Annotated in this window: 9 protein-coding genes; 5 read left to right on the plus strand and 4 right to left on the minus strand. The window is 58.3% G+C overall.

Features of this window, described 5'->3' with window-relative positions:
- Positions 1-21 precede the first annotated feature (21 nt).
- The 5 genes from AC1DYF_RS11980 (at position 22) to AC1DYF_RS12000 (ending at position 9524) form a co-directional block, all read left to right on the plus strand.
- A complete protein-coding gene (locus AC1DYF_RS11980; protein ID WP_477876956.1) occupies positions 22-1188 on the plus strand; it encodes an acyltransferase family protein in 1167 nt (388 codons plus the stop codon).
- 146 nt (positions 1189-1334) lie between these two features.
- Positions 1335-1745: a hypothetical protein gene (locus AC1DYF_RS11985; RefSeq protein WP_477876957.1), complete on the plus strand. Its 411-nt coding sequence runs from the start codon at positions 1335-1337 to the stop codon at positions 1743-1745.
- Positions 1746-1975: 230 nt separating this feature from the next.
- Positions 1976-8305, plus strand: coding sequence for a toxin TcdB middle/N-terminal domain-containing protein (locus AC1DYF_RS11990; RefSeq protein ID WP_477876958.1), 6330 nt, complete (start codon positions 1976-1978; stop codon positions 8303-8305).
- A 14-nt stretch (positions 8306-8319) separates the two neighbouring features.
- Positions 8320-8790: a hypothetical protein gene (locus AC1DYF_RS11995; protein WP_477876959.1), complete on the plus strand. Its 471-nt coding sequence runs from the start codon at positions 8320-8322 to the stop codon at positions 8788-8790.
- 293 nt (positions 8791-9083) lie between these two features.
- Positions 9084-9524 (plus strand): hypothetical protein, encoded by a 441-nt coding sequence (locus AC1DYF_RS12000; protein WP_477876960.1) that lies wholly within the window; start codon positions 9084-9086, stop codon positions 9522-9524.
- Positions 9525-9699: 175 nt separating this feature from the next.
- Here the strand turns inward: AC1DYF_RS12000 and AC1DYF_RS12005 are convergent, their stop codons facing one another.
- From AC1DYF_RS12005 to AC1DYF_RS12020, 4 genes are read right to left on the minus strand one after another with little or no spacing between them, the layout of a single operon-like run.
- Entirely contained in the window at positions 9700-10767 is a 1068-nt protein-coding gene (locus AC1DYF_RS12005) for a BMP family ABC transporter substrate-binding protein (RefSeq protein ID WP_477876961.1), read from the minus strand.
- A gap of 38 nt (positions 10768-10805) precedes the next feature.
- Positions 10806-11726, minus strand: coding sequence for an ABC transporter permease (locus tag AC1DYF_RS12010; RefSeq protein WP_477876962.1), 921 nt, complete (start codon positions 11724-11726; stop codon positions 10806-10808).
- 3 nt (positions 11727-11729) lie between these two features.
- Positions 11730-12821, minus strand: coding sequence for an ABC transporter permease (locus tag AC1DYF_RS12015; protein WP_477876963.1), 1092 nt, complete (start codon positions 12819-12821; stop codon positions 11730-11732).
- Entirely contained in the window at positions 12811-14382 is a 1572-nt protein-coding gene (locus AC1DYF_RS12020) for an ABC transporter ATP-binding protein (protein WP_477876964.1), read from the minus strand. The genes AC1DYF_RS12015 and AC1DYF_RS12020 overlap by 11 nt, the downstream gene beginning before the upstream one ends.
- Between the last annotated feature and the right edge of the window lie 16 nt (positions 14383-14398).

Raw genomic sequence — 14398 nt, forward strand, 5'->3', positions numbered from 1 at the left:
CTTGAAACATGGGATGATTGAATGGCCGACAGCCGCCATCAGCTCGCCTTTCTCGACGGCCTGCGCGGCTTTGCCTCGCTCTGGGTCCTGGTCGGCCATACCATGTTCCTGACCGGCTACATGGTCGACGTCTTCGATCAGCCGGACATGGCGGTGGAGCTGTTCATCATCATCTCCGGCTTCCTCATGGCCTTCCACTACCAGCTGCGCGAGGCGCGCGAGCCGTGGACGGAGCCATCGACCTGGATGATCTTCTGGGTCCGGCGTTTCTTCCGCATCGCGCCGCTCTACTATGTCGCGCTGGCGGTCTCTCTCTATTTCGGCCCGGAACTCTGGCAGCAGCGGCTGAATTCTGCCGCCGTCATGCCCGGTTCGATGGCCGAGACCCTGACCTATGCCAGCCGCTATCTCGACCAGTCGCTGGCCAATATCCTGATGCATGTCAGCTTCGTCTTCGGCATGACCTACACGCATAATTTCAGGACGCCGCTGCCCGACTGGTCGATTGGCCTGGAAATGCAGTTCTACGCCGTCTTCCCCTTCCTGATGCTGCTGATCATGCGGATCGGCTGGAAGATCGCCATACCGCTGCTCGTCGGTTTCGCCTGGATTCTCGGCGCCTGGCTCGAACGCAACGGCTTCGTCGTCGGCGCCTATTCCATCCTGGCAATGAAATTCCACCTCTTCGCCGCCGGCATGCTGATCGCCATGTCGATCCGTGGTGAAGGCCAGGCGAAATGGCTCTATCTGCTGGCCGCCTGCGCCGTGATCTTCGTGCCGCTCGGCGGCGGCCGCGATGCGCTGCACCGGGCGATCAAGATAGGCATCGTCCTCGGCTTCTTCGCGCTGATCTACAGGGACAGGCTGCCGGTATTGCTGCGCCGTACGGTTGGCCCTTTGGACTTCATCTTTTCCAACCCGCTCAGCCGCTGGATCGGCGATCTCTCCTATGGCGTCTACCTGATCCATCTGATCGTCATGCTGCCGGTCACCGGATGGCTGGCAACCACCTTCCCCGCGCTCCAGCCCTTCCCCCGCTTCTGGGCAGCGCTGGCCCTGACGATCCCGATCACCTACGGCCTGGCTTTCCTCGCCTATCGTTTCATCGAGCTGCCAGGCATCGCCTGGGGCCGGCGGGCGGCCAACAGGCTCCAACGCAAGCCGGTGGCAGGACCGGTTTCGGCATAGGCATTCGATCGGATAGGAGGGAGCTTGCGGCGCCCCTCCTCCCACGGGAAATGAGACGTGAACGCTCCCGACCTGCGTTGGCAACACCCTCTTGCTAAACGCAGCACAGCTCTTTAACTACGAGTTGTTCCACGGAGATATTTCCAATGCGCCTTTACCCTGTTCTCGCAACGATCCTGGCTGCCTATGCATTTCCCGCACTGTCTGCGACAGTGGACGGCAAGCTGGTGTCGCTCGATGCCAATGCGCGCATTCTGACATTGGAGAGCGGCGCCGAATTGAACCTTGGGGAATATGTCGCGCTGGACGGGCTTGAGCCGGGTCAGGTGGTCAGGGTGACATATGCCGACGGGACGACGGACGCGACAGAAGTTGATGTGCTTGAGCAACTGCCTGTCGACCCGACCGCAAGCGATACGACGACCGATAGCAGCAGCGTGCCCGCGGATGATGGCACGACATCGGCCGACAGCAACACTGACCAGACGAGTGTACAAACCGACAGCAATCCTGTCGATCAAACAACGTCGGACGTCCAAAGCACGCAGGCGCAGTAAAATTCATGCGCCCGGCTGCGTCGGAAGCAGGGCTATATCTGTGCGCCATACGTCCGACAATTTGTCACGCGTATGGCGTGCGCCGGATTGACATGACTCATCTGAGTCATGCGAGAGAATCCATTGATAGTTATTTGCTAAAATACAACTTTTTTTGATCTATCATCTACTTTTTATTGATCTCCTGAAAAACCTCATGTTAATCGTGTCCCCGATCCGGCAAAAGGGGCTTGGATCGAGGGGATATTATGAAGATTTCGTTTGAACTTCGCTTTTGCGTCGCGCTGTTGCTTGCGCTCATTTTTCCGGCCACTGGCAATGCATCCGGCACTGCGGAAAATGTTCCATCCAAGCAGAGCGAGACGGCGCCGAGCCTGAAAACGCCTAATATCGGCGGCGCCGGCACCCTCGATTACGGCTATGACATCGACATGCCGACGTTTCATGGCCTCGAGCCAAAACTGTCGCTGAGCTACTCATCCACGCGCAAATCGAAGATCGGCGGGCTCTACCAGGGCTGGCTCGGCTATGCCTGGGGTGTCAGCGGCTTCGATGTCATCGAGCGGGCGCGTCACAAGGGCACCATCCCCGCCTTCGATGGCGCCACCGCTGACCAGGACGGCTCCGATGTCTTCCTGCTGAATGGCGAGGAACTGCTGAAGTGCTCGGACGCCCAGAATGTCAGCGCCTCCTGCAAATCCCAGACGGGCTCCGACATTTACACCAGCCAGACGGAAAATTACCTGCAGATCTCGCGCGACCGGACGAACAACGCCTGGTCGGTCACCAGCCGCGACGGCACCAAAATGGTGTTTCGGCCCGCGAACAATTTCTTATCCGGCACGGCTAATAATGACGCGTTGGCCAAGTATGCCAAGTGGTTGGTGTACAAAATCACCGACACAAACGGCAATCAGATCACCTACGACTATAGCTGCCCCGGTTCCAATTTGCCGGTCTGCTATCCCAAAACCATCACCTACAACGATGCCATAGTCAGCTTCTATTACGAGGACAGACCGGACGATATCGCTGTCGCCACCGGCCAAAATCTGGCGATTCTCGCCCGTCGCATGGCGGCCATCAAGGTCCAGGAAGCCGGCCTCACTGTCGAGACTTACAAGCTCAACTATGGCACCCAGCCCGGCGACGGCTCATCCCGGCTTCTCAACATCAAGCGCTACGGCAAGAAATCCGACGTCGCTGTGGATTCGCAGACCGGCGCGGTGTCGATCACAAATAGCGGCGGGCTTGGTTCCAAGGACACCATCTTCGACTACGCCGACTACGATGGGTTCGGTGCTGCTGCCGACATTGCCAGTCTGAAGGGCGCCGGTCCTCTGGCGACTGTCGACGTTAATTCGGATGGCATAAGCGAACTGCTGCAAATGCAATCGGGCTATACGGCTCAGTTCAACCAGGAATTTGCGCCAGCCCCTTGCACCTATAACCTCTACAATCAAAATGCGGGCACGACGAATACATTCTCTCGCTTGCAGCTTGGCAATATAGATTGCGCACTGCAGAATTGGTACCATTATGGCCTGCAGCATCTGCCGATCCCGTCTTACAATATCGGTCATTTCGGTCAGAGCTATAAAGACACCTATGCAATGTTCCGAAACCGGCTGGGCGTTGTTGGTCCGGATGGAACTGTCACAAACGATCCGGTCGTCACCGCAGACGCCTACTTCACCAAGAGCGGAGACACTTTCTCAGCGCAGATTTGGCAGTCTTGCAGGAGCGTGAGTGACACGCGCCTGGCAGCGTTCTGCGCCAAACCGGCTCCCTATACCCAGGTCGTCGATTATGACGGCAACGGCACCGACAACCTTGATTCGACCGAGCATAACAACTTGCAAGGCGGTCAAGGCACCGCCAACCTGTTCGACAATGGCAGGCAGCAGCTGTTGTTTGTCCGCGACGACAACCTCAAAATCAAGTCGTCGAGCGATCAGACCACGCTCGAACAGGTGCAGTCGCAATTTCCCTGTGTCGGCAAGTGCGAATACGGCGATGTCAACGGCGACGGGCTCGATGACATCGTCATGCTCGAGGTGTTGAACAACGACAGCATCCAGACCCAGTGCCAGTGCGCATTCTACGTCTATGTTTCCGTTTATCTCAATGTGGGAACCTCGAGCGGCAGCCGGTTCACCAATGTCATCTATCGCAAGCTGCTGCAGCAGGGCAGCGATACGCCCTACGTCACTTTGGGCTCGCTGCAATTGCGGGATCTGGACGGCGACGGCAAGGCGGAGGTCATTGTCGAAGATGCCAGACTGACCCAGCCCGGTACCGCGACCGATCCGGCGCGAGACATCGCCTATTCCAACACCGATCGCAATTTCACCTTCTTCCGCTTTTCACTGGATTCGGGCACGTACAACCTGACCCAAACCGCCTCGGTGACCGGCACGACGGCGGTTTTGGGTGATTTCGACGGCGATGGCTTGGTGGATGTCGTCTTCCGGCCGCAACTGTCGACCGTCGGCCAGTCGCTCGACACCGCCGCTGCCAACACGTCCTACAGGCTTACTCGATCCAAGACCAAGTCGGCTCTGTCGTCCGCCCTTCCCAATCTGCTGACCCGTGTGACCACGGAGATGGGCGCCACCTCGACCTTCGACTATGCCGCTTCGACCGCCTATCAAAACACCTTCCTGCCATTTGCCGTGGCGACCGTGTCGAAGGTGACCACGGATGACGGGATCGGCAACACCGCGGTGACCCAGTACAGCTATGCGGGCGGCCTGTTTGTTCCGGCCGACCGAAAGTTCCGCGGCTTCCGCACCGCGACCAAGACGCTGCCGATGGCAAACGGCGAGACTGGCAATCCAACCATCGTCACGACCTATCGCCAGGATACGGCCAGCTTCGGCCAGCCCGACGAGATCGATTACAAGGATGGCGCAGGCACGCTGAAGAAGGTCGAAAACAATACCTGGAGCGTCAACGCAGCCGCCCCGCCCTATCGGGCGCAATTGCTCGCGACGCTGACCACATTGAACGAAGGCAGCGTCACCCGCTACCTCAAGATCGCCCGCGACTGGGACGATTACGGCAACATCACCGAGGAGCGGCATTTCGGCCTGGCCCACTCGGACGGTACCGACTTTCCCGGTGACGAATATACGACGGATTGGAGTTTCAACAAAAACACCACGGCCTATATCGTCTCGCGGCCCTATGTCGAAACGACCTATGACGGATTGGGCAATGGCGGGACGATCATCGCCAAGAAGGCCATGTGGTATACCGGCGTTCCGATCAGCGGCAATGCCAATGATGTCCTGCCGACGGGCACTAACCYTCTGCAGACGAAGGTCTTCCGTGACGCCAGCACCTTCAGCTTCACGACCTTCGACTATGACAGCACCGGCAACATGACCCGGCAGACGGTGCTCGCTTCGGACAACACCAGCACCGCCAAGCTGGCGGAGACGCTCTGGACCTATGGCGATAGCCAAAAGGTCCTGCCGACCAAGGTGCAGAAGTGGGTGTCGGGCACGACCTATCTGACATCGAATTTTGTCAATGACCCCGTCTGCCGGGTGCCGGCAACGGAGACCGATCCCAACAACATCTCCGTCACCCATACCACCGATGACTATTGCCGTGAAACCTCGGTGCAGAACACGACCACCGGCGCCTATGTTAACACCTATTATCAGAACGAGGGCAGCTTCAGCGCGCTGCGCAGTCAGGCCGATCTGACACAAATGCCACTGGTCGTGACGACCGCACCGTTGCCCGATGGCACGTATACCAAGACGATCAACTATATCGACGGTTTCGGCCGGACATATCTAGCGAAAGTGAATGGCGATACTACCTCACCGGATTCTTACGCCAAGACGCTGTTCGATGGCCGCGGCAATGTGTGGAAGCAGTCGCTGTTGTCTTCAAGCAACGGCAGTTATCATTGGACGGTCAACAGCTACGATTGGGCGAACCGTGTCGTGCAAACGGTCATGCCGGACGGTACGACGAAGGCGTGGTCCTATGCGCTGGCCGGCACCAGTGACCCCGGCAGTTCCAACGTGCTTCTAGCACAAGCGACTCTGACGGAAGACGTTGCCGGAAGCCGGAAGCGCCTCACGCAAACCACCACCACATCGGATGGCGATGTGGCGCTGGTGCAGACAAAGCTGAGCACCGATGCCAGCTATAACAAGGTCTATTCGGCGAGCTACGACGATCTGAAGCACCTCATGGAGGTGCGTGACCCAGGCTCTGCGATCTGGTCCTACGCCTATGACCAGGCAGGCAACCGGACTGACGCTAACGACCCGGACATGGGGCACTGGACATATACTTACGACGCCGCCAATCAGCTGATAACCCAAACCGATGCCCGCCAGATCGTCACCACAATCAAATATGACGGACTGGGTCGGGTGACGATGAAGTTCACCGGCAGCAGCCCGAGGACCTATATCGCGATCAACACGTATGACTGCCTAGAGGTGCCGCAAAACACCAACACCGACTGCATGGGGCAGCTGACCCTAGCGACCAACGGACCCGACAGCACCGCCGCGAACTATGCCGAGCAACGCTTTTTCTACAATGACAATGGGCAGCTGCGCAAAAAGGTCTCGACGATCAACACTGCGGCCAATACGCCAATCGTCAGCACGACGACTACCACCTACGACCGCCCGTCGAAATTGCCGCTCTACAAGGAGTATTTCGGCGCCACTACGAGCACCGCCGACCTGCAAGTCGGCACGACCGCAACCCCTTGGCTCTACAACAAGAAGGGGCAGCTGACGACAATACCGGGCTATATCCCGTCACTGACTTACGACCTCGACGGCCAGACCACGTCGGTCAAGTATGCGAACAACGTTACCACCAACTTCACCTATGACCCTAATCGTCGCTGGCTGACCAGTTTGGTCACCAAGCAGTCCAGCGGTACAAACCTGATCGACAACACCTATACCCGGGATGCTATTGGCCGGATCACGGGAATAGATGGCGGCTACGCCACGACAAGCGGCGATGGAGGCCTGGACTTTAATACCTGGACCTACACCTATGATGGGTCGAACCGGTTAACCTCGGCCTATTCGGGAAAGTATATAGGACCGCTTAAGGAAGACTTCACCTACGATACAGCCGGTAACCTCACACAGAGGACGCACATCACTTCCGCGACAGCCAGCAACGTCACGATGGCCTACGGCAGCGCCAACAAGCCGCCACATGCAATCTCGACGCTGAACGGCGTGGTCGTAACATATGATGCCAATGGCAACACCCTCACCGACGGCACGGCCACCTATACCTGGGACGACGCCAATCGGCTTTCGACGGCAACGAAGAGCGGGGCGACGGTTTCAACTAAATATTTCTACGGACCTGATGGCGAACTGGTAAGGCGGGTATCAGCGAGCAACGAAATTACACTCTACCCGGATGCGGAGGTGGAAATGGACCTCGCCTCCGGTGGCGTTTGGAAATACACACGCTATCCGCATATGGATGTCGAGGTCGATGGTGCAACCGCTTCATTCCTCCATCGGGATCATCAAGCGTCAGTCCGTATGCTGACGAGTGGAACAACCGCCAACGAATCCACAGTCTACCAAGCATATGGCCAGCCCTTCGACTCAACAACTGGAAGCCCCTCAACCACTGTTGCCCCACCGAAGAAGAAATATATAGGCGAGCTCTTCGACAAGGACACTAACCTTATCTACCTGCACGCCCGCTTCATGAATCCCTATACGGGAAGGTTCATCTCACCCGATGATTGGGATCCGATCAAAGCGGGCGTAGGGACAAATAGATACGCCTATGCAGAAGATGACCCGATTAACAACGCGGACAATAATGGACATCTAGACGGATCAACATACGTGGCAACAAAGCCGAGTGTGATCGCCAGAGTTGCCGCTCAGTTGACAAAGGTAGGAGGTTGGGTTGCACCGGCAGTGGGTTGGGCTTTTGAGAAATCTCCTCTCGTTATTGGAGCGACAGCCATTAACCTTGTTTTCGTCACGACATCAGGAGACCGGGACTGTCCATGCGTTGTGCCCGACACTGCAACTGTCACAGTGGACGCAGATGGCAGAAAGTACGATACGGTTGATGTTGAAGCCATGGTCGCAAGTGGCATGGATCGACGTCAGGCAATTGAAAATGCCAAGGACAACTTCAATGGGACAGCCTCTTCGTGGGCAGCTCGAGTGGGAAGGCTCGAGGGCAAGCCCACTCCTGAGGACCTGAAGGCGGCTGCCGAAAACGCCCGAAATGAACTGGCGCATGACATAAACGCGAATAAGAAAGATAAGAACAAAGTACCCACAATAACAGGAGGATGGAATCTTGAGACTGGCAAATTTGCTGCAGCCGCTTGCACTGGGGGAGACTGCGCGGAAGATAGGGTCGCAAAAGCATTGGGTAACGACCTAAAGAATATCCGGTTCACGAAAGCGATGCGTCCCCGGACCGGCGACGATGTGCCTGCATGCACGCGATGTGAGGATAGATACACTCGCTTAGCGTTTCCCAGCGACGCACAATTTGAATCCGATCAACAGAAATAAAAGTAGGGCGTACAATGAATGTAGGATTAGAGTATCCCTCCGGTTTCGAAATGGCCTGGATTGCTGCGGACTCCTCTGGCAAGCTTGGCGCTTTCATAACTGCCGGCAAGGGTCCTATTCCCAAAGAAATTCTTCAGAATATCTTTGTAGAACCCGTATTGATCGAAGACGTTTTGCTTGAGTTGCCAGTGATTGGTTTATCGGATGTGAATGGATCACCTTATTCACATCCTGTGGAATCTTTTGTTGAACTCGGCGAAAGAGGAATATTCGTTTTTGATTGGCATGACTTGCATGTTCCCATCAAATTCAGGAAAGGAGGGTACGAAAAATGTGCTTCACCAAGCAATCCTATCTATACGGGCGAACTAGTTAGTCCTCTAAAAGAGCTATCTAACTTGATTCAATTCAAGGAGCTACTTTTTGAAGAGGTCTATCTGGTGAAACCCGAGCTGTACTACGATTGTCTATTCCCGGAATTTTGACCTACATCGGCTTTAGCACTTCATCTTAAGCTTGTCTGTTGTCACATCGGCTCGTTGCCGGCGCGGTGCACTAGCCGCACCAAACAGAAAACCCCGCCGTCTCCAGCAGGGTTTCCATCTCAACACTTAATCCCAAACCTTACTTCGGCAGTTCGCCCTCGACACCCTCAACCAGGAAATTCAGCGGCCCAAGCTTGTCATCCCCCGCCATTTCGCCGGCCTTCAGCCACTGCGTACCGTCCTGCTTGTTGATCGGGCGGGTAAGCGTCTACAAAAGCAGGGACCAAATCAAGATGACCAGTGAAAGGATCACACTCGGTGCTCAAATGGGAGGACCGGAGGCTTTTGACGTAACGCAGCCCATAATCCTGCGTCTACGCAAACAGCTAGCGAGCCACTGCACCGAAGCCTACAGCCCGACTATTTCAGAATTCGCTATAATCCTCCGGATAGACGGCTCATTGGATCAATTTGGAGGTGAGGGCGTTCAAAGGCCTCGAATTAATCGCAAAGACGCATACGTTACCGCGGACTACGCGGTTCCAGTGGAGCACTGGAAAGATGTTCCTCTTCCGGACTTAAAAAAATGCTTTGCTGAGGCAGCGGTGAAGACCGTCGACACAATGGTCGAGCATCTGAAGAAACTGAAAGTCGAGGTAAATGCTAAAATGCTGGCTGAAGACGTGAATAAAGCAGTGACCGCCTTCCTAAAGGAGGCTTCTGTTCCCGGGTGAACGCGCTCGTCAGGGCGAGCTTGCACGGATTGCTAGCCGCCAGCGGACTTCCACCTCAAAAGTGTCGGTGGATACCATCTTACCAAGTGGTATTTCACGCGACGCACCATACCTGATGTACAAGAAAACCCTGCCGTCACCAGCAGGGTTTCCATTCCACACGTAACCCCGAACCTTACTTCGGCAGTTCCCCCTGAACCCCCTCCACGAGAAAGTTCAGCGGCCCAAGTTTATCATCCCCCGCCACTTCGCCGGCCTTCAGCCACGCCGTGCCGTCCTGCTTGTTGATCGGGCCGGTGAACGGCTTCAGCGCGCCGGACTTGATCTTGGCTTCGGTGTCCTTAGCCATCTTCTTCACGTCGTCGGGCATGTTGGTGTAGGGCGCCATGTAGATAATGCCGTCGCCCATGCCGTCCCAGCTCATCTGCGACTTCCAGGTGCCGTCGAGTGCCGCCTTGACGCGCTTGACGTAGTAGGTGCCCCAATTGTCCACCGTGGCGGTCAGCTGTGCATCCGGGCCGGCCTTGATCATGTCGGAGGCCTGGCCGAAGGCGTGGACCTTGCGCTGTTCGGCAACCTGCATCGGGCCGGTCGAGTCGGTGTGCTGGGTGATGACGTCGATGCCCTGGTCGATCGCGGCCTTGGCGGCATCGGCTTCCTTGCCCGGGTCGAACCAGGTGTTGACCCAGATGACCTTCAGCTTGAAGCTCGGATCGACCGAGCGGGCGCCGAGTTCGAAGGAGTCGATGCCCTGCACGACTTCCGGGATCGGGAAGGACGCGATATAGACCGCGGTATGCGTCTTGGAGACCTTGGCGGCGATCTGGCCCTGGATATAGCGGCCTTCATAGAAACGCGCATTATAGGTTGTCAGGTTCGGGCCGGTCTTGTAGCCGGTCGCATGCTCGAACTTTACCTTCGGGAATTTTGCCGCCACCTTGACTGTCGCGTCCATGAAGCCGAACGAGGTGGTGAAGACCAGGCCGCAGCCGGAGCGGGCGAAGCGCTCGATGGCGCGTTCGGCGTCGGCGCCTTCGGCGACGTTTTCCAGATATTGCGTCTTTACCTTGTCGCCGAGTTCCTTGTCGACCATCTGCCGGCCCATGTCATGGCCTTGGGTGTAGCCGCCATCGGTCTTGGAGCCGACATAGAGGAAGCAGACCTTGAGCTTGGCGGCATCGGCTGTGGTCGAGAAGCCGATCAATGCGGCTGTGGCGGTGAGAGAGAGAATGAGCTTTTTCATGGTGACCCCTGTTATGTTGCTCGGTTTTACTCTTTTGTTTATCGGTCGGGAACGAAGGATCTCCCGAGCGAGGCTGGCGTATTGATGAGCGTCAGACGCCGGTTGCGCGAAATGGCGATCAGCACGACGACGGTTGCCACATAGGGCAGCGCCGACAGGAATTGCGCCGGCACGGCAATGCCGAAGGCCTGGGCATGCAATTGCCCGATCGACACCGCGCCGAACAGATAGCCGCCGGCGAGCAGCCGGATCGGCCGCCAGGAGGCGAAGACGACCAGCGCCAGCGCGATCCAGCCGCGGCCGGCCGACATATTCTCAACCCATTGCGGCGTATAGACAAGCGACAGATGCGCCCCGGCAAGCCCGGCGCAGCCGCCGCCCCACATGACCGCCAGATAGCGTATGCCGATGACATTGAGGCCGAGCGCATGCGCCGAGGCATGATTGTCGCCGACAGAGCGCAACACCAGTCCCGCCCGGGTGCGGAACAGGAACCATTGCGTGGCGAAAATCAGGATGATCGAGACATAGAAGACCAGGTCTTCATTGAAGAGAACCGGTCCGACGAACGGAATGGACGACAGGCCGGGAATGGCCAGCGTCGGCAGGCGGATGCCCTGGACGCCGGTATAGGATTCGCCGATCATGCCGGACAGGCCAAGGCCGAGAATGGTCAATGCCAGGCCCGTCGCCACCTGGTTGGCCACCAGCGTCAGGGTCAGGAAGCCGAACAGCAGCGACACCAGCGCGCCCACGGCGATCCCGGCGAGCATGCCGGCATAGGGCGACCCCGTCATCTGCGCGACAGCAAAGGCCGATACCGCGCCCATGATCATCATGCCCTCGACGCCGAGATTGAGCACACCCGAGCGTTCGGTGACCAGTTCGCCGGCCGAGGCGACGACCAGCGGCGTCGATGCGGTGATGACGGTGATGACGATGGATTCGGCTGGAGACACGGATCAGGCTCCCTTCCCGGCGCCGGTCAGCCGCGACCAGACGATCCGGATCTTGTACTGGATCAGCGTATCGCAGGAGAGCACGAAAAACAGCAGCAGGCCCTGGAACAAGCGCGTCACCTTGTCGGAAACGCCGATCGCCGTTTGCGCGGCCTCGCCGCCGAGATAGGTCAGCGCCAGGATCAGCCCGGACACGATCACACCCAGCGGATTGAGCCGACCGAGGAAGGCGACAATGATGGCGGTGAAGCCATAACCGGGCGAGATCGACGGCTGCAGTTGACCCATGACACCAGACACTTCGCAGATGCCGGCAAGGCCGGCCAGCGCGCCGGAGAGCAGCATCGAGAACCAGACCATGCCCGAGGCGGAAAAGCCGGCAAACCGCCCTGCCCGCGACGACTGGCCCAGAACCTTGATCTGATAGCCCTTGAGCATGAATTCCATCATGAACCAGAGCAGGATGCAGGCGACGATGGCGAAGACGAAGCCCCAATGCGCGTTGCCCGAATCCTCCCAGATTGGCGGCAGGACGGCCGATGGATTGAATGTCCGGCTTTCGGGAAAATTCTGGCCTTCCGGATTGCGCCAGGGGCCGCGCACCAGATAGTCGAGAAAAAGCTGGGCGATATAGACCAGCATCAGGCTGGTGAGGATTTCGTTGGTGTTGAATTTTGTCTTCAGCAGCGCCGGGATCGACGCATAAAACGCCCCGCCGATCATGCCGAGGATGAGCATCAAGGGCAGCACCAGCGGTGACGTCCATTGGTAAAAGACGATCGGCAGGAAGGAGCCGAAAATGGCGCCGAAGATGAACTGCCCCTCGGCGCCGATATTCCAATTGCCGGCGCGATAGCAGACCGACAGCCCGGCGCCGATCATGATCAGCGGACCGGCCTTGACCGCCAGTTCATGCAGCGACCAGACTTCCGTCAGCGGATCGATGAAATAGAGATAGAGCGCGTTGAACGGATCGTAGCCGAGCGCGCCGAACAGGATGCCGCCGCAGACGAGCGTCAGCGCCATGGCGATGAAGGGCGATGCGAACGTGTAGAAGGCCGAGGCCTTTGGCCGCTTTTCCAGTTCAATGTGCATGGGCAGCCGCTTCCTTCGCCTTGTCGTGCATGCCGCCCATCAACAGGCCGATCTTCTCGCGATTCAGTTCCTGCGCCGGGAAAGCCTGCGACAGCCGGCCATCGGAAATGACGGCGATATGCGTCGCGACCTCGAAAATCTCGTCAAGGTCCTGGCTGATCACCAGAACGGCCGAGCCGGCCTTTGCCAGATCCACCAGCGCCTGGCGGATGTGGCTCGCAGCACCCGCATCGACGCCCCAGGTCGGCTGGTTGACGATCATGACAGATGGCTGCCGGTCGAGCTCGCGGCCGACGATGAATTTCTGCAGATTGCCGCCCGAAAGCGAGCCAGCGGCGGGATCCTCGCCGCTTTTGCGCACATCCATCTCGGCGCAGATACGTTTCGACGCGGTCTTGACCACGCCGCTGCGGATGATCTGCAGCCAGCCGCCTGTCAGGAAAGCCTTGGCATCTGAGACATTGCGCGATAGCACGAGATTGTCCGACAGGCTCATGCCGGTCACGGCACCATGACCATGCCGCTCTTCCGGCACGAAGGCCGCGCCGAGCAGCCGGCGTCCTGAAATGCCGACACGGCCGACGGGCTTGCCGCGCACCGAGACTGCATCGGCGTCGGCAACCAGATATTCGCCTGACAATACGTCGAACAATTCGCCCTGGCCGTTGCCTGCCACGCCGGCGATCGCCAGCACTTCGCCCGTCTTGAGCGCGAGCGAGATATCCTTCAGCGCGACGGCAAAGGGCGTGCGGGCCGCGGCGTTCAGCCTGCGGGCTTGCAGCACGACCGCCCCGACCTTGTCGGCCGAGGCTTTTTCCACTTCGGCGACATCGGCGCCCACCATCATCCGGGCGAGCGAGGCCGGTGTTTCCCGGCGCGGATCGCAAGCGCCGGTCACGTGGCCGTGGCGCAGCACGGTGGCGCGGTCGCAGATGCGCTGCACCTCTTCGAGCCTATGGCTGATGTAAAGGACAGAACGTCCCTCCGATTTCAGCTTCATCAGCGTCTCGAACAGCCTGTCCGCTTCCTGCGGCGTCAGCACCGAGGTTGGTTCGTCCAGGATGATCAGCTTGGGATTCTGTAAGAGGGCTCTTACGATTTCGATCCGCTGCCTTTCGCCGACCGAAAGATCCGCGACATGCGCATTCGGATCGAGCGGCAGTCCGTAAGCCCTAGATAACGTCGCGGCTTCCTCGGCGATCTTGGACAGCGGCACCTTGCCGTCCAGCGACAGCGCGATGTTTTCCGCGACCGTCAGCGCTTCGAACAGGGAGAAATGCTGGAAGACCATGCCGATGCCGATCCGCCGCGCCTCGCTAGGGCTGCCGATGACGACCGGCTCGCCCCGCCAGCGAATCTCGCCCGCGCTAGGCGCCAGCACGCCGAACAGCATCTTCACCAATGTCGATTTGCCGGCGCCGTTTTCGCCGAGAAGCGCGTGGATTTCACCGGGCTGGACGGTAAGGTCTATGTCGCTGCAGGCGGCAAATGTGCCGAACAGCTTGGTAATCTTGCGTACCTCCAGCAGAGGACGAGAGCCCTCTTTATCCGCGTCGGCCACGAACCACCCCAGTCTG

The organism is Rhizobium sp. P2_G9, from assembly GCF_056403475.1.